At 71.4% G+C, this 21,419-nt stretch carries 21 protein-coding genes; 9 read left to right on the top strand and 12 right to left on the bottom strand.

Features of this window, described 5'->3' with window-relative positions; genetic code table 11:
- Positions 1-45: 45 nt before the first annotated feature.
- From M2283_RS29325 to M2283_RS29310, 4 genes are all read right to left on the bottom strand, one after another.
- On the bottom strand, positions 46-825 hold the full coding sequence (locus M2283_RS29325; RefSeq protein ID WP_280879421.1) for a hypothetical protein: 780 nt from the start codon (positions 823-825) through the stop codon (positions 46-48).
- Positions 822-1,811: an ABC transporter permease gene (locus tag M2283_RS29320; protein ID WP_280879420.1), complete on the bottom strand. Its 990-nt coding sequence runs from the start codon at positions 1,809-1,811 to the stop codon at positions 822-824. Before M2283_RS29320 ends, M2283_RS29325 begins: the two co-directional genes overlap by 4 nt.
- A gap of 205 nt (positions 1,812-2,016) precedes the next feature.
- A complete protein-coding gene (locus M2283_RS29315) occupies positions 2,017-2,922 on the bottom strand; it encodes an ABC transporter ATP-binding protein (RefSeq protein ID WP_280879419.1) in 906 nt (301 codons plus the stop codon).
- On the bottom strand, positions 2,919-3,308 hold the full coding sequence (locus M2283_RS29310) for a GntR family transcriptional regulator (RefSeq protein ID WP_432423140.1): 390 nt from the start codon (positions 3,306-3,308) through the stop codon (positions 2,919-2,921). Before M2283_RS29310 ends, M2283_RS29315 begins: the two co-directional genes overlap by 4 nt.
- 111 nt (positions 3,309-3,419) lie before the next feature.
- Here M2283_RS29310 and M2283_RS29305 point away from each other — a divergent pair, with 111 nt between their 5' ends.
- The 5 genes from M2283_RS29305 (at position 3,420) to M2283_RS29285 (ending at position 7,941) form a co-directional block, all read left to right on the top strand.
- Complete coding sequence (locus M2283_RS29305; protein WP_280879417.1) at positions 3,420-3,974, top strand: RNA polymerase sigma factor; 555 nt, start codon at positions 3,420-3,422, stop codon at positions 3,972-3,974.
- Positions 3,971-4,786 carry a zf-HC2 domain-containing protein gene (locus tag M2283_RS29300; RefSeq protein ID WP_280879416.1) on the top strand — a complete coding sequence of 272 codons (816 nt, stop codon included), beginning with the start codon at positions 3,971-3,973 and terminating at the stop codon, positions 4,784-4,786. The genes M2283_RS29305 and M2283_RS29300 overlap by 4 nt, the downstream gene beginning before the upstream one ends.
- The gene (locus M2283_RS29295) at positions 4,783-5,646 is read left to right on the top strand and encodes an ABC transporter ATP-binding protein (protein ID WP_280879415.1); all 864 of its coding nucleotides are present in this window, start codon (positions 4,783-4,785) and stop codon (positions 5,644-5,646) included. Before M2283_RS29300 ends, M2283_RS29295 begins: the two co-directional genes overlap by 4 nt.
- Positions 5,643-7,172, top strand: coding sequence for an ABC transporter permease (locus M2283_RS29290; protein WP_280879414.1), 1,530 nt, complete (start codon positions 5,643-5,645; stop codon positions 7,170-7,172). Before M2283_RS29295 ends, M2283_RS29290 begins: the two co-directional genes overlap by 4 nt.
- Positions 7,173-7,290: 118 nt before the next feature.
- Positions 7,291-7,941, top strand: coding sequence for an ABC transporter (locus M2283_RS29285; RefSeq protein WP_280879413.1), 651 nt, complete (start codon positions 7,291-7,293; stop codon positions 7,939-7,941).
- A 54-nt stretch (positions 7,942-7,995) separates the two neighbouring features.
- Here M2283_RS29285 and mshD read toward each other — a convergent pair whose 3' ends face one another.
- Entirely contained in the window at positions 7,996-8,922 is a 927-nt protein-coding gene (gene mshD / locus M2283_RS29280) for a mycothiol synthase (RefSeq protein WP_280879412.1), read from the bottom strand.
- A 157-nt stretch (positions 8,923-9,079) separates the two neighbouring features.
- Between mshD and M2283_RS29275 the strand changes: the two genes are divergently transcribed.
- Both M2283_RS29275 and M2283_RS29270 read left to right on the top strand, forming a co-directional pair.
- Positions 9,080-10,888 (top strand): bifunctional metallophosphatase/5'-nucleotidase, encoded by a 1,809-nt coding sequence (locus tag M2283_RS29275; RefSeq protein ID WP_280879411.1) that lies wholly within the window; start codon positions 9,080-9,082, stop codon positions 10,886-10,888.
- 478 nt (positions 10,889-11,366) lie between these two features.
- Positions 11,367-13,151 (top strand): ABC transporter ATP-binding protein, encoded by a 1,785-nt coding sequence (locus M2283_RS29270; protein WP_280879410.1) that lies wholly within the window; start codon positions 11,367-11,369, stop codon positions 13,149-13,151.
- On the opposite strand, the gene M2283_RS29265 is transcribed toward M2283_RS29270, so the two are convergent.
- The gene (locus M2283_RS29265; RefSeq protein ID WP_280879409.1) at positions 13,141-13,845 is read right to left on the bottom strand and encodes a response regulator transcription factor; all 705 of its coding nucleotides are present in this window, start codon (positions 13,843-13,845) and stop codon (positions 13,141-13,143) included. The genes M2283_RS29270 and M2283_RS29265 overlap by 11 nt on opposite strands.
- Before the next feature lie 176 nt (positions 13,846-14,021).
- Here M2283_RS29265 and M2283_RS29260 point away from each other — a divergent pair, with 176 nt between their 5' ends.
- Entirely contained in the window at positions 14,022-14,204 is a 183-nt protein-coding gene (locus tag M2283_RS29260; RefSeq protein ID WP_280879408.1) for a hypothetical protein, read from the top strand.
- A 263-nt stretch (positions 14,205-14,467) separates the two neighbouring features.
- Here M2283_RS29260 and M2283_RS29255 read toward each other — a convergent pair whose 3' ends face one another.
- From M2283_RS29255 to M2283_RS29230, 6 genes are all read right to left on the bottom strand, one after another.
- On the bottom strand, positions 14,468-15,934 hold the full coding sequence (locus M2283_RS29255; protein ID WP_280879407.1) for a sensor histidine kinase: 1,467 nt from the start codon (positions 15,932-15,934) through the stop codon (positions 14,468-14,470).
- Positions 15,931-16,662: a response regulator transcription factor gene (locus M2283_RS29250; protein WP_123996621.1), complete on the bottom strand. Its 732-nt coding sequence runs from the start codon at positions 16,660-16,662 to the stop codon at positions 15,931-15,933. Before M2283_RS29250 ends, M2283_RS29255 begins: the two co-directional genes overlap by 4 nt.
- A 100-nt stretch (positions 16,663-16,762) precedes the next feature.
- Positions 16,763-16,951 (bottom strand): hypothetical protein, encoded by a 189-nt coding sequence (locus tag M2283_RS29245; protein WP_280879406.1) that lies wholly within the window; start codon positions 16,949-16,951, stop codon positions 16,763-16,765.
- A 35-nt stretch (positions 16,952-16,986) separates the two neighbouring features.
- Positions 16,987-18,216 carry a S1C family serine protease gene (locus tag M2283_RS29240; RefSeq protein WP_280879405.1) on the bottom strand — a complete coding sequence of 410 codons (1,230 nt, stop codon included), beginning with the start codon at positions 18,214-18,216 and terminating at the stop codon, positions 16,987-16,989.
- 173 nt (positions 18,217-18,389) lie between these two features.
- Positions 18,390-19,415: a LacI family DNA-binding transcriptional regulator gene (locus M2283_RS29235; protein WP_280879404.1), complete on the bottom strand. Its 1,026-nt coding sequence runs from the start codon at positions 19,413-19,415 to the stop codon at positions 18,390-18,392.
- A 115-nt stretch (positions 19,416-19,530) separates the two neighbouring features.
- Complete coding sequence (locus M2283_RS29230; RefSeq protein ID WP_280879403.1) at positions 19,531-20,310, bottom strand: response regulator transcription factor; 780 nt, start codon at positions 20,308-20,310, stop codon at positions 19,531-19,533.
- Positions 20,311-20,490: 180 nt separating this feature from the next.
- On the opposite strand from M2283_RS29230, the gene M2283_RS29225 reads away from it, so the two are divergent.
- Complete coding sequence (locus tag M2283_RS29225) at positions 20,491-21,381, top strand: alpha/beta hydrolase (protein ID WP_280879402.1); 891 nt, start codon at positions 20,491-20,493, stop codon at positions 21,379-21,381.
- Positions 21,382-21,419 lie beyond the last annotated feature (38 nt).

The raw sequence follows: 21,419 nt of genomic DNA, 5'->3' as shown, positions 1-21,419 counted from the left end.
ACGTACGTCCCTTCCCCGTGGAAAGGACGTACGCGAACGCGGTACTCAGGCCGTGCGGCGGCGCAGCGACCAGAAGGCGGCGGTCGTGCTGAGGGCGGCGATCGTGAGGAGGATGCCGGTCTCGATCAGGTTCATGGGCCAGAAGTGGGACGCGGGGTGCCGGCTGCGGTCGGTGGGCGTGTTGGGCCACAGGTCCGTGCGGTGCTTCTCCATGTACCGGTTGAGTACGACCATCACGGAGACCGAGACGGCCAGGGCCGGCAGCGAGCGGCGCAGCAGGAGCGCGGTGAGGGTGCCGACCGCGAGGGCGCACAGGCTCCAGGCCACCAGGGCCGGGCCGCGGGCCGCGAAGACGTCGTTGAAGGTCCAGTCGTCGCCCATCAGGTCGCGGTGGGCCGACCAGCCCCAGCGGAAGACGAACACGAACAGCGTGCCGCCGACCGTCAGCGCCAGCGCGGGCAGGGCGAGCTTGGTGGCGAGCCAGCGGGTGGGGCTCACGCCCTGGGTCCAGGCGAGCTGTGCGGTGCCGCTCTCCAGTTCGCGGCCGATCAGGGCGGCGCCGGCCCAGGCGGCGACGCCCCAGAAGCTGTAGTAGACGACGCTGCTGATCCAGCCCATGGGCGAGCTGTAGTCGAGCGAGGCGAAGACGTTCGCGCAGTAGGTGCTGGCGTGCCTGCACAACGTCGTCTGCGCCTGCACGCGGTCCGCTTCGACCTCGTTGAGCCAGACCAGGAAGGCGACGGCGCCCAGGACGAAGAGGGTCCACACGATCAGGGCCGTGCGGTGCAGGCGCAGCACCACGCGGGGCAGACGGGCGGCGGTCATGACGCGGTCCGGTGCTTCAGCAGGCGGAAGACCGCCAGGGTGAGGAGGGCGGCGAGGACCAGGAGCACGCCGGAGGCCATCAGCTGCAGGGGCCAGAAGTGGGACTCGGGGTGGTAGTCCTTGTAGAAGGAGACGGCGTCCAGGCTGGTGTACAGGTCCTTGCACTGCAGGGAGAGGTCGCTGCCGCAGTACGGGTCGGCGATACGGTCGCCGCCGGAGGTCAGCAGGCCTGAGGAGAGCGTGATGCCCGCGCCGGAGGGGCCGTTGTGGCGCAGGCTGGTGACGCTGGTGGCCGTGGGCCACAGGTGGGGCATGGCGAGCTGGGTGGCGGACCACGCGAAGGCGGTGAAGCAGAGGCCGCCGACGAGTGCGGCCAGCGACCGCCGTGCGATCAGGCCGATGAGGGCGCCGCCGGCCAGGCCGGTCAGGGCCAGGGCGACCGGCACGGGCCCGTTGGCGTAGAAGGTCTCGAAGCTGGACCAGGGCTTCGTCGTGTCGATCCGGCCCTCGCCCGCTGACCAGGCCCAGTGGTGCAGCAGGGCGAGCAGGCCGGTGCCCGCGGCGACCAGGACGGCCGGGGCGGCGAGCTTGGTGGCCAGCCAGCGCGTGGGGCTCACGCCCTGGGTCCAGGCCAGCTGGGCTGTGCCGCTCTCCATTTCGCGGCCTACGAGTGATCCGCCGGCCCAGGCCGCGACGGCGAAGGGCACTACGAGGACGGCGTACGTCAGGTAGTTGTAGGCGTCCTTGTAGCGGGTGATCGAGTCCTGGTCGTAGTGGCACGTGCCCATCCCGCACGCGTTGAACTGTCGCCAGGCCGCGGCCGAGGCGTCGGTGAGCGGGCCTCCCAGCCACAGCAACGCGCCGCTGAGTACGACCACGATGCCGAGCCAGCTCCACAGGGCCGGGCGGTGCAGTCGGACCAGCCACCTCAGCAGGCGCGGCGATGTCGGGTGCCCGGTGTTGACGGATACGGACAGGGCGGTCATATCGCGGCCTTCTTGTGATGGGACGGGGTGGTGGTGGGCGCCACTTCGGCCTCGGCTTCGCCATCGGCCCTGGAGTTCCCACCCGCACCAGCCGTGCAGAATTCGTTGTCGGGTGCGGGTGGCCCCTGTGGGGCGGGTTCGCCGTCGGCGGCTGCGGGTCCGCGGGTGGTGGCTGCGGGTGCGATGGGGCGGTGGAACGGCGTCGTCATGCCGCCGCCTTCTCGCTCGGGGACGTCGTCGTGACCGACGTCCCCGGATTGCGCAGGTAGCCCAGGACCAGTTCCTCCAGGGAGGGGGTGGCCGGGTGGAGGTCTGTCGGGAGGGGGCCCGACTTGCGGACCAGGGCGGTCAGTTGGCGGCCCGTCGTGCGGGACTCGATGACCGTGTGCGGGGCGAGGGGCGTGCCCGCCGGGCCGGACAGCCGGGCGTGGGCCGTCAGGACGTCGTCTATCTCGCCGGACAAGCGGACGCGCCCCGCGCCGATCAGCAGGAGGTGGTCGCAGGAGCCCTCCAGTTCGGCCACGACGTGGGAGGACATGACGATCGTGGTGCCGTGCTGGGCGGCCTGGGACATGAGGACGCCCATGAGTTCGTGGCGGGCCAGCGGGTCGAGGTCGGCCATCGGCTCGTCGAGGAGGAGCAGGTCGGGGCGTTTGGCCAGGGCCAGGGCGAGGGCTACTCGGGTGCGCTGGCCGCCGGAGAGGGCGCGGATGCGGGACTTCGGGTCGAGGTCGCCGTCGGCCACGATCCGCTCGCCGGTCGCCGCGTCCCAGTGATCGGGGTTGAGGTCGGCGCCCATGCGGAGCGTCTCCGCGATGGTGAGCTGCGGGTACAGCGGCTTCTCCTGCGAGACGAAACCCACGCGGGCCCGCGCCGATGCCGGGTCCGTGCCCAGCACGCGGATCGTGCCCTCGGTCGGGACCAGCAGCCCGGCGGCCAGGGCGAGCAGCGTGGACTTGCCGGCGCCGTTGTGGCCGACGACCGCGCAGACCCGGCCGGCGGGCAACTGGAAGGCACAGCCGCGCAGCGCCCAGGCCGGGGACAGCCGGGCCCGGCCGAAACGCCTGCCCAGATCGGCCGCCTCCATGGCGAGGCCCGCGGTGTCGGTCATGTGAGGTCTCCCTGGAAGTGCTTTTCGAGTACGGCGGTGAAGAGCGCGGCCATGTCGTCCCGGTCGAGACCGGCCTCGCGGGCCCTCCCGGCCCAGGCGTCCAGTTCGTCGCGGAGCGGGGACTCGGCGGCCGGGGCGGTGCCCAGTGAGCGCCGGACGAAGGTGCCCAGGCCCCGGCGGGCCTCGACCAGGCCCTCGCGCTCCAGCTCCCGGTAGGCCTTGAGGACCGTGTTGGGGTTGATCGCGGTGGCCTCGACCACCTCGCGTGCGGTGGGCAGTCTGTCCCCCGGTTCCAGCAGGCCCAGCCGGAGGGCCTGCTTGGTCTGCTGGACGATCTGGACGTAGGTGGAGACGCCGGAGCGCCGGTCGATGCGGTACTCGACCACCCGTTCCACCACCCTTTCACTAATTGAGTAGTGAAAGGGTGGTGTAGGGAGGGCCGGAAAGTCAAGCGTGGTTTCGTGAACCGGACGGGCGGGCCGGTGCGAAGAGGAGACGTGAGCGAAACGAGAAGCGACGCGGAGCTGCTGCGGGCCATCGCCGCGGACTCCGACCGGCGCGCCTTCGAGGAGCTGTACCGCCGGTACGCCCCCTGGCTGACCGCCCGGCTGCGCGGCCGCTGCGCCGACGCCGGGGTCGTCGACGACGTCGTACAGGAGACGTTCCTCGCGGTGTGGCGGGGCAAGGCCCGCTATCGGGAGGAGGCCGCCGGCACCGGTGACGCGGCCGGGTGGCTGTGGCGGATCGGGTCGCGGCGGCTGGTCGACGCGCTGCGCGGTGACGGGGCGCGCGGCCGGCTGCGGCAGACGCTGGCCCGGCTGCGCCACCGCGACGAGGCGTCCGCCGAGGAACGCGTGCTCGCGGGGGTGGAGCACGGGGACCTGGCGGGCGCGCTCGTCCGGCTCTCGCCGGAACTGCGGGCCGTCCTGCAGGCCACGGTCATCGACGGGCTGACCACCCGGGAGGCGGCCGTCCTGCTCGGGATTCCGGCCGGCACGGTAAAGACGCGGGCGATGCGCGCCCGCAAGCAACTGCGGGAGGCGCTGGCATGACATGGCATGTGGATGCCGAGGACCTACGGGCCTACGCCCAGGGCGAGTTGGCGCCGCCCCTGCTCTGGTCCGCCGACACGCACCTGACCGGCTGCGCCGAGTGCCGGGGCGTGCTCGCCTCCGTCAGTGAGGGCGTCGACGCCGGCTGGGACCGGATCGACGCCGAACTCGACGCGCCCAGGCCGGGGTTGTGGGAGCGGCTGCTGGTGCGGGCCGGGGTCGCCGACCACACCGCACGGCTGCTCGCGGCCACCCCGGTACTGCGCCGCTCGTGGCTCGCGGCCATGGTGTTCCTGCTGGTCGCGACCGTCGGCGTGGTCTACACGGCTGACTCGCCCACCGCGTTTCTCGCCCTCGCGCCGCTGCTCCCGCTCGCCGGGGTCGCGCTGGCGTACGGACCCGTGCTGGACCCGACGTACGAGATGGCGGTCGTCTCGCCCGTGCACGGCTTCCGGCTGCTGATGATCCGTACGGTCGCCGTGCTCGTCACCGGACTCGGGCTCAACCTCCTGGCCACGCTCGCCCTGCCGGCCTACGGACTGCGCGCGCTGGCCTGGCTGCTGCCCGCCCTCGCGCTCACCGCCACCGGGCTCGCGCTCACCCCGCGGCTCGGGCAGGTTCTCGCGCCCTCGCTGGTCGGCGGGGTGTGGATCGGCCTGCTCGCGATCGCCCGGGAGAGCGGCGACGGACCGCTCGTGCAGTTCACCGCCGCCGGACAGGGCGCCGCCGCCGCGGTGGCCGCCCTCGCCGCGGGCCTGCTCTTCCTCGCCCGCGACCGCTTCGACGTCTTCTTCTCCAGGAGTGCCGTATGACACCCACCGTCTCCGCCTCGGGGCTCAGCCTCCACTACGGCGGTACCCGCGCCCTCGACGACGTGTCGCTGCGGCTGACCCAGGGCGTCACCGGGCTGCTCGGGCCCAACGGGGCCGGAAAGACCACTCTGTTGAGGGTGCTGGCCACCGCCGTGTCCGCGGACCGCGGCGCCTTCACCGTGCTCGGGCACGACCCCGGCAGCGCGGCAGGGCGGCAGGAAGTGCGGCGCCGGCTCGGCTATCTGCCGCAGACGCCCGGCTTCCACCCGGACTTCACGGCCTTCGAGTTCGTCGACTACGTGGCGATCCTCAAGGAGTTGACCGACCGGACCGCCCGCCACCGCGAGGTGCGGCGCGTGCTGGACGAGGTCGACCTCGCCGACGTGCGCGGCAAGCGCATCAAGAAGCTGTCCGGCGGTATGCGGCAGCGGGTGGCGCTCGCCGCCTCCCTCGTCGGCGACCCCGGCTTCCTCGTCCTGGACGAGCCGACCGTCGGTCTGGACCCCGAACAGCGCATGCGCTTCCGGGAGTTGATCGCCCGGGCCGGCGAGGGCCGGACCGTGCTGCTGTCCACCCACCAGACCGAGGACGTGGCGATGCTCTGCCACCGGGTCCTGGTCATGGCCGCCGGCACCGTCCGCTTCGACGGCACCCCCGCCGAGCTGACCGCGCGGGCCGCCGGACACGTGTGGAACAGCGCCGAACGCGACCCCGGAGCGAAGGCGGGCTGGCGCACCGGCGTCGGCTCCTTCCGCAACGTCGGCGACCCACCGCCCGGCGCTGACCTGGTCGAACCCAGCCTGGAAGACGGCTACTTGCTCACCCTGGACGGCAAGGGCGCGGAGGTGGCGACGGCATGAGCGCGGTACTGACACAAGAGGCCCCCGCGGCCGTGCGGACCCCCGGTCCCCGCCGCTCCTGGGCGGCCATGATCGCCCTGACCCTGTTCGAGGCACGCCGACTGCTGCTCCGTATCCCGGTGTTGGTCGCGTTCGCCGCCTACCTCGGCTGGACCGTGTGGCGCGCCCCCGACTTCGAGGGCGGCTACCCCGCGCTCCAGGACGTCGACCGCGCAACGCAGGCCGCCCCGCTGCTCGTTGCCCTCGCGGTGCTGCTGTCCGCCAACCACGCGGTGCTGCGCTCCAAGCGGTACGACACGGAACGCCACTTCGAGGTCCTCGTCCTGGCGCCCGGCTGGCGTACGGCGGCGCACGCGCTGTCCGTCGTCGCGGCGGCGCTGGTCACCGCGCTGGTCGTGCTCGGCCAGTTCGGCTGGGCGGCAGTGCAGTCGGGCACGGTCGGCAGCGGCTCACCGGCCGAACTGCTCGTCGGACCGCTGACGGTGCTGCTGTTCGGCGCGATCGGTGTGCTGCTGGCCCGCCTGATGCCGTCGGCCATGGCCGCGCCGCTGGCCATCGTGCTGTTCCTCTTCCTGTTCGTCGCCGGGGCGTTCCCCGCCGGGGCCGGCGAGCGCGGGACGCGCTGGCTGGCGCCGATCGTCAGCGAGTCGAGCAGCAGCACGCTCCCCTCCGACCTGATCGGCCGCCCGGCCGCCTGGCACGCCCTCTACCTCGCCGGGTTCGCGCTGACCGTGGTGCTGCTCGCCGTCCTGGTCGCCGGGCGCAACTGGCTGGTCGGGGTGGCCGCCGCCGGGGCACTCGCCCTCGCGGTGACGGGCGGTGTCGCGCAGACCGTGGACCTCCCCGGCCGGACGCAGGCGGCCCGCGAACAGGCCACGAACGCCCCGGAGAAGACGCAGAAGTGCGCCGAGCGGGACGGATCGACGTACTGCGTCTTCCCGGAGTGGACGGCACGGACCGCCATCTGGGCCAAGGCCGTGGACGAGGTCAGGTCCCTGGCCGGCGGCACCGCCCACGACCAGCCCCTCGTCGTACGGCAGCGGATCGAGGCCCGCTACGGCCTGACCGGCGACGGCGCGATCGACCCGGCCACCGCCCCCCATCAGGTCACCGTCGGCACCGCCTGGGGCGGCAACCGCGTCCCCGAGTTCTCGGTCGCCGTCGCCGGTGTGCTGGTCGCGGGCGACGAGAAGGGGATGAGCGCGCTGTGCGACGGCCGCATGGTCACCGTCATGTGGCTCGCCCTGGCCGGCCAGGACGACCCGGTGCAGTCCCTGCGCAACGTCCGCCTCGACGACAGCGACACCGGTTCGGCCATCGTCGTCTCCCGGACCGAACCGCTGTCCATGGGCGCGGCCCCGACGACCGTCGTGCGCGAACTGCTGGGCAAGCCCCGCGCGACGGTCGCCGCCCAGGTCAAGGCGCACTGGGCGGAGTTGACCTCCCCGAAGGTGACGTCCGCGCGCGCCGCCGAGCTGCTGGGTGTGCCGGTGCCGAAGGAGAAGGACGAGAAGTGCGAGGGCTGATCGGTGAGTTGAGGCTCCCGGCAGGGTGGGTGCCCCGCGTCTCGGGTGCCGGGGCGAGCAGGCGGGCGGTTGTCGGCTCGCTGCGTGACGGCGGCGCGTTCACGAGAGGGGGCGACAAGTGCGAGGCCTGATCCGGGAGTTGACGCTCCCCGTATGGCGGTCCCTGCCCTGGCGGGCGCTGTTGGCGAGCGGTGCCCTGGCGCTGCTGCTCGCCGGGGTGACCCGCATCGCGGACGCGCCGTCCACCTGGCTGACCGTCAACCTCCTGCGGACCGCCGCCCTCGTCATCGCCCTAGGGCTGGCCTTCGTCCTGGACGACCCGGCCCGGCACACCACCGCCGCGGTGCCGGTACGGCGACCGGTGCGGGCCGGGCTGCGGCTAGCGCTCGTCCTCCCGGTCGTCGCCTCGTGGTGGACGGCGGTGCTGCTGCTCGTCCCGTCGTCCGTCCGCCCTCCGGTCGGTGACATCACCCTGGAGGCGGGGGCGGCCTGCGCGCTCGCGCTCGCCGGAGCGACGGCCGCGATCCGGCTGACGGACCAGGCGGAACCGGGGCAGGCGGTCGCGGCCGGCCTCCTGGTCCTCGCGATCCTCACCCCGCTGCTGCTGCCGGAGAGTTGGGCGCTGTTCGTGGCGGTGGAGGACAAGCGGTGGGCGACGGCGCACGATCGGTGGGCGATGGTGCTGGCGGGGGCGGTGGTGGTGTGGGGACTGTGCATGCCGGAGCGAGTGAGACGTCGGTCTGTGTCTTTCAGCCCGTCCGGCGCTTGAGGACGAGGCCGTTCAGGCCGAAGCGGGGTCTGGGGGCGCAGCCCCCGGTGACGCTCACGTCTCCGTGCGGTACATCAGATCCGTCTCGTACGTGACGAACCCCAACCGCTCGTACACAGACACCGCCGCCTTGTTATCGGCGTCCACGTAAAGCATCGCCGTCGGCAGCGCCTCACCCGCGAGATGGCGAAGCCCGATCGTCGTCAGGGCCTTGCCCAGACCGCCGCCCTGCGCCCCCGGCCGCACCCCGACCACGTACACCTCGCCGAGCCCCTCCTCCGCGTGGACCTTCGTCCAGTGGAAGCCGATGAGTTCGTCGCCGCGGAAGGCGAGGAAGAACCCGGCGGGATCGAACCACGCCTCCGCCATCCGGTCGTCGAGGTCCCGCTGCGTGAGGGACCCCTGCTCGGGATGGTGGGCGAACGCCGCGGAGTTCACCGCGAGCCAGGCCGAGTCGTCGACGCCGGGCCGGAAGGCACGAACCGTGACGCCCTCGGGCAGCACCGGGTCGGGCAGGTCCAGGTCGGTCAACGGGCGCCGCATCTGCCGCAGTTCGCGGAAGAGCGTGAGCCCCAGGACCTGCGCGAGGTGCCGCGCGGCGGAGTGGCCGCCGTGGGCCCACACCCGCAGCCGCTTGCCGGACGCGCCGAGCAGCGCCGAGCCCAGCGCCCGCCCGTGTCCGTGCCCGCGGTGCGCGGGGTGCACGACCAGCTCGGCGGCCGGCGCCTCCACCGGGTCGGTGTCCTCCAACTGCGCGTAGCCGACGAGCTCGTCGCCGACGCTCAGCAGGAGGTGGGTCACGCCCGTGCGCTCGCCGCCGCGCAGTTGGAGCCGGCCCTGTTCGGACACCGCCTGCTGTCCGTCCTGCCGGGCGGCCTCGGCGAGCAGCGCGAGCACCGCCTCGGTCTGCTGCGGGGTGAGCGCGGTGAGGTTCTCGATGGTGCGGGTCCCGTCGGACCCGGCGGTGTCGTCGCTGGTCATGCGTATGAGGGTAAGCGGAGGTACCGGCAAAGTGGCCGCAAAGAGAAGGGCAAAGGGAAACCAGGATGTAACCCGGAAACCCCTGTCGCGCTACGCGCGTTGACCCTAGGCTGCGCCCGGACGGGGCCACTTCCTCAGCAGACCCACAGGGGGGCGCATGCCAGCCACTTCCCAGCCGTATCCGCGCCGCAGACGGGCGTACCGAATCCTGACCGCGGGCGCCGCGCTCGCCACCGTGGGCGCCCTCGGTGCCGCGATCCCGGCGGACGCGCACGACAGCGGGCACGGTCACCACGGCAAGCCGCGGCCGAGCCGCTACCAGGACGTCCAGCTGCTGTCCTTCAACGACCTGCACGGCAACCTGGAGCCCCCGGCGGGTTCGTCGGGCCGCGTCACCGAACTCCAGGCGGACGGCACCACGAAGACCATCGACGCGGGCGGCGTGGAGTACCTCGCCACCCATCTGCGCGAGGCCCGCAAGGGCAACGCGTACTCCGTCACCGCGGCCGGCGGCGACATGGTCGGCGCCTCCCCGCTGATCTCGGGCCTCTTCCACGACGAGCCCACCATCGAGGCGCTGAACAAGCTGGACCTGGACGTCACCTCGGTGGGCAACCACGAGTTCGACGAGGGCGCCAAGGAACTGGCCCGTCTGCAGAACGGCGGCTGCCACCCCACCGCGGGCTGCTACACGGACAAGAAGTTCAAGGGCGCCGACTTCCCCTACCTGGCGGCCAACGTCCTGGACGAGAAGACCAACAAGCCGATCCTCAAGCCGTACTACGTCTGGAAGAAGAAGGACGTCAAGATCGGCTTCATCGGCGTGACCCTGGAGGACACCCCGGGTGTCGTCTCCGCCGAGGGCGTCAAGGGCCTCAAGTTCAAGGACGAGGTCGAGACGATCAACAAGTACGCCAAGGAGCTGCAGAAGCAGGGCGTGAAGTCCATCGTGGCGCTCATCCACGAGGGCGGCCTGCCCGCCTCCGGCTCGTACAACTACAACTGCGACGCCTCGGGCGCGGGCAGCGGTGTCTCCGGACCGATCGTCGACATCGCGAAGAACATCTCGCCGTCGGTCGACGCCCTGGTCACCGGTCACACGCACGCCGCGTACGTCTGCACGGTCCCGGACCCGGCGGGCAACCCCCGCATGGTCACCTCGGCCGCGTCCTTCGGCCGGCTCTACACGGACACCACGCTCACCTATGACCGTCGCACCGGTGACATCGCCCGTACGTCGGTCAAGTCGGCCAACCACGTGGTCACCCGGACCGTCCCCAAGGCGGCCGACATGACCAGCCTGATCGGCAGGTGGAACACCCTGGCCGCTCCCATCGGCAACCGCGCGATCGGCTACATCTCCGCCGACGTCCCGAGCACCGGCACCGAGTCCCCGATGGGTGACCTGATCGCGGACGCGCAACTGGCGTACGGCAGGACGCTCGACGCGGAGACCGACCTCGCGCTGATGAACCCGGGCGGGGTCCGGGCGGGCCTCACCTACGCGACCACGGGCGCCGAGGGCGACGGGGTGGTCACCTACGCCGAGGGCTTCACCGTGCAGCCGTTCGCCAACACCGTGAACCTGCAGAACTTCACCGGCGCCCAGCTGATCCAGGTGCTCAAGGAGCAGGTCAGCGGGTCGAACGCGAGCGCGCCGAAGATCCTGCAGCCGTCCGGCAACCTGGCCTACACGCTGGACCTGACGAAGACCGGCGCGGACCGGGTCGTCACGGACTCCATCAAGCTGAACGGCGTGGCGATCGACCCGGCCGCCACCTACCGCGTCGCCACCAACAGCTTCCTCGCGGGCGGCGGCGACGGCTTCACCACGCTCGGCCTGGGCACCGGCGACCTGGTCGGTACGGACGACCTGACGGCCCTGGAGCAGTACATGACGGCCAACTCGTCGGCGAGCAGCCCGCTCGCGCCGCCGACGCCGAACCGGATCACGATCGTGCAGTAGTCTCTCGCTCCACCTGCGACATCTCCGAAGGCGACCGCGTTTCTCGACGCGGTCGCCTTTCGCATGTGCTGCATAAAACCTGTGTGAGTGGGGGTTCGGTTCCGCGATTTCTCTGAGAGTTTATTTTCAGAGGCAATTCCTATCTATCCTTATCGAGGTCTAAGGCGGAAAGGCTTTTTTGGCTTCGGAAATGCCGTAGTGTTTTCCATGTCGAGAACGAACGACACGCAAAACCGAAACCGAAACCGAAACCTGAGGAGACCGCGATGAGCTTCCATAAGATCACCCCGGTAAAGAAGGCCCACAAGCCCGCTCCGGCCCCCAAGAAGCCGGCGCCGAAGAAGCCCGCCCCCAAGCGCCCCGTCGCGCACAAGGGCTGAGGCCCGCCACGAGGCGGGGTCACCGGTCGGAGAGTCGCCCGACCGGGGCCCCGCCTCGGCCATGTCCGGCCCCGATCCCGAAAAGGGAGTTGTAGACCATGAGGGAAGTGCGCGAGGCCTTCCGGCGCTTCTGGCCGCTGACCCGCGGCGACCGCAGATGGCTGCTGGCGATCATCGGGTGCGTGGTGGTGTCCGCGCTCGCCGAGACCGCCTCGATCCTGCTGTTCGCGGAGCTCACCGACAACGCCCTGAAGGCCGGTTCGCTCTCCGCCTTCTGGGGCCCGGCCGGCGCCTGGCTGGCCGTGGCCGCACTCGGCGCACTGGTCGGCTACCTCGGCAACTCCCTTGCCACCTGGACCGCGGAGAGATTCGTCCTGCGGCTACGCGCGGGCGTCTTCCGGCATGTCCAGGACCTGCCCCCCGACTTCTTCCAGAAGCACCGCCAGGGCGACCTCGTCGAGCGGCTCACCGGCGATGTCGAGGCCATCGAGCAGATGGTCGTCTCCGGTGTGGTCGGCACGGTCTCGGCCGCTTTCTCGGCGGTCTTCTATTCCTGCGCCGCCCTCTATCTGCGCTGGGACCTGGCCCTGGTCACCTTCGTCCTGGCGCCCCTTTTCCTGCTCGCCGCCCGCCGTTTCTCCGGCCGGATCCGCAACGCCTCCCGGGACGAACGGGTCGCCGACGGCGCGATCACGTCCGTGGTCGAGGAGTCCCTCGGCAACGTCGTCCTCACCCAGGCCTACAACCGCCGCCGCGACGAGGAGAAGCGGCTCGACGTCGAGGCCCGGGCCTGGATGAAGGCATCGGTCCGCGGGGCCCGACTGAGCGAGATGTACGAGCAGTTCGTCGAGGTCGTAGAGACGCTCTGCGTCCTCACGGTGATCGGCCTCGGCGTGTGGGAGATCTCCGCGGGCCGCATGACCCTCGGACAACTGCTGGCCTTCGCCGCCTTCATCGGCTACCTCTACCCGCCGGTCCGCAGCCTCGGCCAGCTCGGCCTCACCCTCACCGCCGCCACCGCCGGCGCCCAGCGCCTGAACGAGATCCTCGACACCCGCCCGGCCGTCACCGACCCCGCGGAACCGGTCGCCGAGTGGCCCGTGCGCGGCTGGGTCGGCTTCCACGACGTCTCCTTCCGCTACCCCGAGTCCCTCCGCGCCTCCCTGCGCGACGTCACCTTCCGCGCGGGACCCGGCGAGCTGGTGATCGTCACCGGGGCCAGCGGCGCCGGCAAGTCCACCCTGTCCAAACTGCTGACCCGCTTCTACGACCCCTCGCAGGGCGTGATCACCCTGGACGGCGTCCCGCTGCGCGACCTGCGGCTGGAGTTCCTGCGCGAGAAGGTGGCGCTGCTGCCCCAGGAGACGCTCATCCTGAACGGCACGATCCGCGAGAACATCGCCTGCGGGCGCCCCGGCGCGAGCGACGCGGAGATCGAGCAGGCGGCCCGCGAGGCGGCGGCGCACAACTTCGTCACCGCCCTGCCCGAGGGCTACGACACCCACCTCGCCCCCGGCACGGCCGCCCTCTCCGGCGGCCAGCTCAAGCGCATCGCCATCGCCCGCGCCATGCTCCGCTCCGCACCGGTCCTCGTCCTGGACGAACCGACGGCGGGCCTGGACGCGGTGGCCGCCCGCCAAGTGGTGCAGCCCCTGCGCAAGTTGATGGCGGGCCGTACGACGATCATGATCACGCACGATCTGAGCCTCGCGCCGGACGCGGACCGCATCCTGGTCGTCGACCGCGGCCGGCTGGTGGAGTCCGGCTCTCACAAGGAACTCCTGGCTGCCGACGGCGCCTACACGGCGCTCGCCGAACCGCTGCCGGACGCGGTGGCGGACCTGCCGCCGGCGCTGGACGAGACGATGATCCTCAGGTGGTGACCCGGAGCGAGTAGCCGAGCCCCCGCACGGTCTGGATGAGCCGCGGTTCGCCGCGGCTCTCCAGTTTGCGCCGCAGGTACATCACGTACACGTCCAGCGTGTTCGACGTCGGTTCGAAGTCGAAGCCCCAGACGTCCTTGAGGATCTGCGATCGGCTGAGCACCCTCGCCGGATGCCGCATCAGGTATTCGAGCAGCAGGTACTCGGTCTTGGTGAGCCCGAGCGGCCGGCCGTCACGGGTGACGGTCCGCGTCCGCAGGTCCATCGCGAGGTCCTGGAAGTCGAGCCGCTGGTCCCGCTTCGGATCGGCGGCGGACCTGCGCGGGGCGCGGCGCAGCAACGCCCGTACCCGGGCGAGGAGTTCCTCCGTGGCGAAGGGCTTCATCAGGTAGTCGTCGGCGCCGTTGTCGAGGGCGACGATCCGGTCGCCGACCGCGTGCCGGCCGGTGAGCATCAGGATCGGGACCATGCACCCGGAGGCCCGGATCCGCCGCGTCGCGGCCAGCCCGTCCAGCTCCGGCATGGTCACGTCCATCAGGACGAGATCGGGCTCCCCCTCGGGCACCCCGATCAGGTCGAGAGCGGCCCGGCCGTCCCCCGCGAGGACGGTCTCGTACCCCTCGAACCTCAGCAGCCGCCCGACCCCGTCTCGCACGGCCTCGTCGTCGTCGGCCAGCAGAATCTTCCGCGCCATTCGAACACGGTGGGGCGAGCGGCTGTGCGGGACCTGGCAGGCGGTTATGGGTGAGCTGGGGGAACCGGTGAGGTCTCCCGCAGATACCAGGGCACCTGGGACTCCCAACACCAGTGCGGCAGGGCGGCGAGCAGGACGAACAGAGCCCCGTTGAGCGCCCGCACCCACGCCGTGCGGTGTCCCACGCGACGCCGGACGCGGTCCTCGGCCCCGGGGCGCGGCTCCCAGCCGGTGCCGCGGTGCCGGGCGGCGGCGGTACGCGGATCGGCGACCTCGGTGTCGAGGTCCGGCGACTGCCGGTCGTCGAGCTGGAGGAGCTGGACGCGGCGGCCGTCGTTGTCGTAGAGGAAGGTCGGTAGGCGCGGGCCGTCCTCGCGCCGCGTCGGAGCGGGCTCGATCCGGATGTCGTAGACGTCGTGCCAGGCCCGCCGCCGCGGCTACGCCGAGCAGCGTCAGCAGGGATCCCAGGAAGAGCGCCCTGGCCCACCGGGCGTCGTGGAGTCCCGCGGGGTCGAACTCACCAGGTAGCCCACGGTGATCACCAGGAAGTCGCGCCGTCCCCACGACACGGGTCTGCGCCGCCCGTACTCGCGCTCGACACCCCTGGCATCCGCCCCCGCGCCTACTGCGGGTCGGCCGGCGGCGGTGTCGGCGCCCCGGGCACCCGTACGGTCGCCACCGTGCCGCCGCCGGGTGCGTGGGCCAGGGTGACCTCGCCGCCGGCCTGTTGGATCGTGCGGGCGACGATGGACAGGCCGAGGCCGGAGCCGGGGAGGGCGCGGGCGCTGGGGGAGCGCCAGAAGCGGTCGAAGACGTGCGGGAGGTCCTCGGCGGGGATGCCGGGGCCGTGGTCGCGGACGGTCAGGACGCCGTCGCCGAGCTGCACCTCGATCGTGCCGCCCTCGGGGCTGAACTTCACCGCGTTGTCGAGGATGTTGACCACCGCCCGCTCCAACGCCGACGGCTCCGCCCGGACGTACCAGGACTGGAGGTCGGCGTTGATGGTCAACTCCGGTCCGCGCAGCCGGGCCCTTCGCAGCGCCGCCTCGACGGTGTCCTGCATCGACACGAACTGCACGCGTTCGCCGCGCTGGCCTTCGGAGCGGGACAGCTCCTGCAAGTCGCCGATCAGGGCGGCCAGTTCGGTCATCTGCGCCTTCACCGAGGCGAGCAGCGCCTTGCGGTCCGCCTCCGGGATGGGGCGACCGGTCTCCTCGCTGCGGGTGAGGAGTTCGATGTTCGTACGGAGGGAGGTGAGGGGGGTGCGCAGTTCGTGACCGGCGTCCGCGATCAGCTGCTGCTGGAGCTCGCGGCTGCTGGCCAGGGAGGAGGTCATCGAGTTGAAGGAGCGGGAGAGGCGGGCGACTTCGTCCTCGCTGTCGTCCTCGACCGGGATGCGGATGCTCAAGTCCTCCGTGCGCGCGACCTGTTCGACGGCTTCGGTGAGCTTGTCGACGGGTCGCAGGCCCGCGCGGGCCACGGCGAGCCCGGCCGCGCCGGCGCCGAGCACTCCGACGCCGGAGACGGCGAGGAGGATCAGAGCCAGTTCGTTGAGAGTGGACTGCGTGCCCTTCAGCGGGAAGGCGTACAGAACGGCCACGCCCTGGACCACCACTTGCTGGCCGGCTTCATTGAAGGTCACCAGGGGGACCGTCAGTACCCGTACGTCCTTGCCGTCGGTGTCGGTGCCGTTGTGCAGGGAGCCGTAGCCGTCGTTGGGCTTCTTGGCGACGTTCGTGTCGGCGCCGACGGCCTTGACCGTGCCGGGAGAGTCCGAGGGGACACAGGACTCGCCGTTCGACTTGATCAGCTGGAAGTAGTACTCGGACGGCGCGCGCAGCCCGCCCTCGTCGGTCGTCGAGGGATTGGTCTGGTTGCAGTTGTTGATGGCGTCCATGACGCTGCGCTGCTGCGGGCGGGCGGCCTGGGTCTGAAGCTCGTTGTCGATCTGGTCGTACAACTTCCCCTGCACGATGAACCAGCACGTAACCGACACCGCCGCCACCGCGAACGCGACAGCCGCAGCGACCAGCATCGACAACCGGGCCCGGATCGGCAGTGTCTGGAACCGGCGTAGAACCTTCCTCACTCCGCCCCACCCTGCCGCAACACGTACCCCACACCCCGCACCGTGTGCACCAGCCGAGGCTCACCCCCGGCCTCCGTCTTCCGGCGCAGGTACATCACATACACGTCCAGCGAGTTCGACGACGGTTCGAAGTCGAAGCCCCAGACCGCCTTCAGGATCTGCTCGCGCGTGAGCACCTGGCGCGGATGCGCCATGAACATCTCCAGCAGGGTGAACTCGGTCCGGGTCAGTTCCACCGGCCGCCCCGCCCGCGTCACCTCCCGCGTCGCCAGATCCATCCGGAGGTCCGCGAAGGTGAGTGCCTCGTCCTCCTGGGCGGCGCCCGCGGCGGCAGCGTAGGAGCTGCGCCGCAGCAACGCGCGGATGCGGGCGAAGAGTTCGTCGAGTTCGAAGGGCTTGACGAGGTAGTCGTCGGCGCCCGCGTCGAGCCCGGTGACGCGGTCGCCGACCGTGTCACGGGCGGTCAGCATGAGGATCGGTGTCGTCGTGCCCGCGCCCCGCATGCGGCGCGCGGCGGTCATGCCGTCCATGCGCGGCATCTGGATGTCGAGGACGACCAGGTCGGGCTGGTAGGCCGTGGCCTTCTCCAGGGCGTCCGCGCCGTCCACGGCGACCTCGGTGTCGTACCCCTCGAAGGCGAGGCTGCGCTGGAGTGCTTCGCGCACGGCCGGCTCGTCGTCGACGATCAGGATGCGCTGGGGGTCACGGTCGCCATCGGCGGGGCTCATGGGCTTCGGATTCCTCGGGTGCGGTGGGACGACATGGGCTGAATGTCATCAGCCTCGCATGTTTCCCTGCGGGTGCGTAAAGGGCGGAGCGGGACGGAACTCAGCCGCGGGTCGCGGTGCGGCGACGGGCGCGGGCCGGGGCCGTGGCGCGGCGGCCGGCGCCGTGCGCGACCGCCACCTCGGGGGCCCGGGTCGCCGGTGCGTGCAGCTCGTACGCCACCGCGAGGGCGAGGCCGGAGTCGGCCGCGCCGGTGGCGGCGCCGGTGTGCGAAACCTGCTGGATCTTCATGACGTACTCCCTGCTGGTTGCCGAGGAAACGAAGGTCAGCTGTCGCTGCCGCCGGCCCGCAGTGTGGCCAGGTCGGACTTGACGGTGTTGATCGGGATGGCGAAGCCGAGGCCGACGCTGCCGGCGTCGGTGGAGGAGGCCGACGAAGCGGCCGAGTACATCGCGGAGTTGATGCCGATGATGTTGCCGTTCGCGTCGATCAGCGCGCCGCCGGAGTTGCCCGGGTTGAGCGAGGCGTCGGTCTGCAGCGCCTTGTAGGTCGTGGTGGACGAGCCGGTGTCGCCGTTGAACTGCTGGCCGCCGAACTGGAAGGGCCACTGGTCGTCGCCCTGGCCCTGCCCCTGGCTCTGGCTCTCGTCGGTCGAGACGGTCACGTCACGGTTGAGGGCGGAGACGATGCCGCTGGTGACTGTGCCGGTCAGGCCCTCGGGGGAGCCGATCGCGACGACCTGGTCGCCGACCTGCACACCGGCGGAGTTGCCGAGGGTGGCCGCCTTGAGGCCGGAGGCGTTCTCCAGCTTGATCAGGGCGAGGTCCTTCTTGCTGTCGGTGCCGACGACCTTCGCGGTGTAGCTCTTGCCGTCGCTGGTCTGCACCTTGATCGTGCTGGCGCCGGAGATGACGTGGTTGTTGGTGACGATCTCGCCGTCGCTGGTGATGATCACGCCGGCGCCGGTGGACTGACCGGCGTTCGAGGTGGCGCTGATCTCGACCACGCTCGGGCTGACGGTCGCGGCGATGGTGGCGACGTCGCCCTTCTTGCTGGACGGCACGACGCTGGTGGTCGTCGAGCTGGTGGCGACCGTGTCGGTGCCGGCCAGCTCCTGGAAGGCGTAGGCGGTACCGCCGCCCACCGCGGCGGCCACGATCGCGACGGCGGCCAGCAGGGCGATGGGGCCCCGGGTCCGCTTCTTCGCGTGCGGCGCGGCGCCGCCCGGCTCGGCGGGTACGGCGGTCATCACGGCCGTACCGCCGCCGTTGCCGTCACCGCCGTACCCGGCCCCGGCACCGTCGGCGGTGAAGCCGGCCGGAGCGGAGGCGTGCGAGGACTGGGCGGGCCAGACCGTCGTGCCGGGCTCGACGGTGACCGGCTCCACCGGAGGCTGCTGGACCGGCTGCTGGTGAACGGGCGGCTGCGCGGGCGGGGGCGGCCACTCCGGGTTCACAGGGGAGGAGGCGTTCTGCTGCTGGGCGTACGCGTTCTGCTGCTGCTCGCCCTGGTACGGGTTCTCGTACTCGCCGCTGCGGCGGAGGCTCTCGGTCATGACAATGAGCATGTCGCCCGACCATGAGAGCTCCCTGAGTGCCCGCTGAGAAGCCCGGCAGAACCTCGTATGCCCGATATAAAGCCGACCCAGGCACCGGGGAGGGGTCTCTCAGAAAGCCCTCATACGGGCCGCGGAAACCCCTCATACGGCCGGACGAACCCCTCAGACGATCAGGCCGCGCACCCGCACGAGCGTCGCGTCACCAGTCGGGAGGGGAACACCTTCAGCCGCTCGCTCCGGGAGCCGGCCACCCGCAGTCCGTCGTCGAGGACGAGGTCCACGGCCGCGCGGGCCATCGCCGAGCGGTCCGATGCGATCGTTGTCAGCGGCGGGTCCGTCAGGGCCGCTTCCTTGATGTCGTCGAAGCCGGCCACCGCCAGCTCGCCCGGCACGTCGATGCGCAGCTCGCGCGCCGCGCGCAGCACGCCGATCGCCTGGTCGTCGGTGGAGCAGAAGATCGCGGGCGGGCGCCGGGGTCCGCCGAGGATCTCCAGCGCTATCCGGTAGGCGTCGTAGCGGTTGTACGGCGCCTCGAACAGCCGGCCCTCGGTGGGCTTGCCGACCTCCTCCATCGCGCGCCGCCAGCCCTCGACGTGGTCGGAGACCGGGTCACCGACGGCGGGCGTCTCGGCGGTGCCGCCCATACAGGCGACGTACTCGTAGCCGTGCTCCAGGAGATGGGACACGGCGAGGTGGGCGCCGCCCAGGTCGTCGGTGACGACGGCGACGTCGTCGATGGCCTCGGGCCGCTCGTGCAGCAGGACCACCCGGGCGTCCCAGGCATCGATCTCCGCGGCGGCGTTGTCGTTGAGCGCGTGGCTGACGAGGATGAGTCCGGAGACGCGCATCCCGAGGAACGCGCGCAGATAGTGGACCTCGCGCTCGCCGATGTAGTCGGAGTTGCCGACCAGCACCATCTTGCCGCGCTCGGAGGCGGCCTGTTCGACCGCGTGTGCCATCTCGCCGAAGAAGGGCTGGCGGGCGTCCGGGACGATCAGGCCTATGAGGTCCGTGCGCCGGGACGCCATCGCCTGGGCGACTCGGTCGGGTCGGTACCCCAGCTCCTTGATCGCGGCGAGGACACGCTCGCGCGTGGCCGGGGCGACCGGCCGGGGTCCGTTGTTGATGACATAGCTGACCACGGCAGTCGACGTACCCGCCAGCCGCGCCACATCATCCCTGGTTACCTTGGCCACGCGCGGAGTCTACGCGGAGAGACCCGCTCTGGGCAGGGCGTGAGGAAGCTTGCCTCGCTGCTCCCGGCCCCGGGAGCGTCCCCGGTAGGGGGACCATGCCCTGCCCACACCTCCGCTACGCCTCGACGTGGACCTCGGTGTCCTCCAGGGCGGGTGTCTCGTCCGCATCCTCCGCCTTTGCCCGGGCCGCCTTGGCCTTGGCCTCCTCGGCGGCACGGTCGACCTTCTCGGGGGTAACGAATCGATAACCCACGTTCCGGACGGTCCCGATCAGCGACTCGTGCTCGGGTCCGAGCTTGGCGCGCAGCCGTCGTACGTGGACGTCGACGGTCCGGGTGCCACCGAAGTAGTCGTAGCCCCACACCTCCTGCAGCAGCTGAGCGCGCGTGAAGACGCGGCCCGGGTGCTGCGCGAGGTACTTCAGCAGCTCGAACTCCTTGAAGGTCAGGTCGAGGACCCGGCCCTTGAGCTTCGCGCTGTACGTCGCCTCGTCGACCGACAGGTCGCCGTTGCGGATCTCCATGGGGGAGTCGTCGTTGACGATCTGCTGCCGGCCCATGGCGAGCCGGAGCCGCGCCTCGACCTCGGCCGGACCGGCCGTGTCGAGAAGCACGTCATCGATGCCCCAGTCGGCGGTGACGGCCGCGAGGCCGCCCTCGGTGACGACCAGGATGAGTGGACAGCCGGGGCCGGTGGAGCGCAGCAGCTGGCACAGGCTGCGCACCTGCGGGAGGTCCCGCCGGCCGTCGATGAGGATGACGTCGGCACCTGGGGTGTCGACTAGAGCGGGGCCCTCGGCCGGGGCGACCCGCACGTTGTGCAGCAGCAGTCCGAGGGCGGGGAGCACCTCCGTCGACGGCTGGAGGGCATTGGTCAGGAGCAGCAGAGAACTCATACGTCTGGTTCCTCCTCGGTCCCTGCGAGGACGTGTGCGGTGCGGCACTGCGCTGTGCTCCCGAAGACCCGTACACCAGCGGTCACCTTGCGTTTCCCGCTTCGTATACAACGCTTCCGAAAGCACAAAAGGACCCGGGGGCTTCGCTGCCCGAGTCCTCTGCCGAGCAGAATAGCCCACATGAGCACTGGTCCGGCAGGTCATGTGGCACGTTCCACCATTCGTCCGAACTCTGAGACGATCAGACGTACACCTTTGCGGACGTTTCTGCACACCGACGACGGGGTGACGATCGATTCCGTATACGACCCGTGCACGTCCGTATACGACGCTTCCACGCCATCGTCCGTTGATCTCGCGTTCGTCGTGGCCCACGGTTTCACGGGTGACGTGGACAAGCCGCACGTACGGCGGGTGGCGGAGGCGTTCGCGCAGTACGCGCCCGTGGTCACCTTCTCCTTCCGGGGTCACGGGGCGTCCGGCGGGAGCTCCACCGTGGGCGACCGCGAGGTCCTCGATCTGGCGGCGGCGGTCGCGTGGGCACGTGAACTCGGCCACGCGCGCGTGGTCACCGTCGGCTTCTCGATGGGCGGTTCGGTGGTGCTGCGGCACGCGGCGCTGTACGGCGGCGGAGACGGACAGGGTGACGCGGACGGTTCGGGGCGCGCGGGGCGCACGGAAGCGCGTACGGACGCGGTGGTTTCGGTGAGTGCGCCGGCCCGTTGGTACTACCGAGGCACCGCCCCCATGCGCCGCCTGCACTGGCTGGTGACGCGCCCCGAGGGCCGCCTGGTGAGCCGCTACGGCCTGCACACCCGAATCCACCACCGCGACTGGGACCCGGTCCCGCTCTCCCCGGTCGAGGCGGTCCCGAGGATCGCTCCCACCCCCCTCCTCATCGTCCACGGCGACCGCGACGGCTACTTCCCGGTCGACCACCCCAAGATGCTGGCCGAGGCCGCCGCCGGCCACGCCGAGCTGTGGATGGAACCCATGGGCCACGCGGAACACGCGGTCAGCGACGAGCTGCTGGACCGCATCGGGGACTGGGCTGTCGCCAAGGCGGGCTAGCCTGACGGGGTACACAGCCGAGTACACAGCCGACCGAC

Origin of the sequence: Streptomyces pseudovenezuelae, assembly GCF_029892565.1 — a bacterium.
Classification (GTDB): domain Bacteria; phylum Actinomycetota; class Actinomycetes; order Streptomycetales; family Streptomycetaceae; genus Streptomyces; species Streptomyces pseudovenezuelae_A.
Note: the sequence above shows the minus strand (reverse complement) of the source record. Positions and strands in the feature narration are given on the sequence as shown.

Excerpts from the sequence above, each read along its gene's own strand:
- M2283_RS29325 (WP_280879421.1), bottom strand. The coding sequence starts at position 825 with ATGACCGCCGCCCGTCTGCCCCGCGTGGTGCTGCGCCTGCACCGCACG.
- M2283_RS29320 (WP_280879420.1), bottom strand. The coding sequence starts at position 1,811 with ATGACCGCCCTGTCCGTATCCGTCAACACCGGGCACCCGACATCGCCG.
- M2283_RS29315 (WP_280879419.1), bottom strand. The coding sequence starts at position 2,922 with ATGACCGACACCGCGGGCCTCGCCATGGAGGCGGCCGATCTGGGCAGG.
- M2283_RS29300 (WP_280879416.1), top strand. The coding sequence starts at position 3,971 with ATGACATGGCATGTGGATGCCGAGGACCTACGGGCCTACGCCCAGGGC.
- M2283_RS29295 (WP_280879415.1), top strand. The coding sequence starts at position 4,783 with ATGACACCCACCGTCTCCGCCTCGGGGCTCAGCCTCCACTACGGCGGT.
- M2283_RS29290 (WP_280879414.1), top strand. The coding sequence starts at position 5,643 with ATGAGCGCGGTACTGACACAAGAGGCCCCCGCGGCCGTGCGGACCCCC.
- mshD (WP_280879412.1), bottom strand. The coding sequence starts at position 8,922 with ATGACCAGCGACGACACCGCCGGGTCCGACGGGACCCGCACCATCGAG.
- M2283_RS29275 (WP_280879411.1), top strand. The coding sequence starts at position 9,080 with ATGCCAGCCACTTCCCAGCCGTATCCGCGCCGCAGACGGGCGTACCGA.
- M2283_RS29270 (WP_280879410.1), top strand. The coding sequence starts at position 11,367 with ATGAGGGAAGTGCGCGAGGCCTTCCGGCGCTTCTGGCCGCTGACCCGC.
- M2283_RS29265 (WP_280879409.1), bottom strand. The coding sequence starts at position 13,845 with ATGGCGCGGAAGATTCTGCTGGCCGACGACGACGAGGCCGTGCGAGAC.
- M2283_RS29250 (WP_123996621.1), bottom strand. The coding sequence starts at position 16,662 with ATGAGCCCCGCCGATGGCGACCGTGACCCCCAGCGCATCCTGATCGTC.
- M2283_RS29245 (WP_280879406.1), bottom strand. The coding sequence starts at position 16,951 with ATGAAGATCCAGCAGGTTTCGCACACCGGCGCCGCCACCGGCGCGGCC.
- M2283_RS29240 (WP_280879405.1), bottom strand. The coding sequence starts at position 18,216 with ATGACCGAGAGCCTCCGCCGCAGCGGCGAGTACGAGAACCCGTACCAG.
- M2283_RS29230 (WP_280879403.1), bottom strand. The coding sequence starts at position 20,310 with ATGAGTTCTCTGCTGCTCCTGACCAATGCCCTCCAGCCGTCGACGGAG.
- M2283_RS29225 (WP_280879402.1), top strand. The coding sequence starts at position 20,491 with ATGAGCACTGGTCCGGCAGGTCATGTGGCACGTTCCACCATTCGTCCG.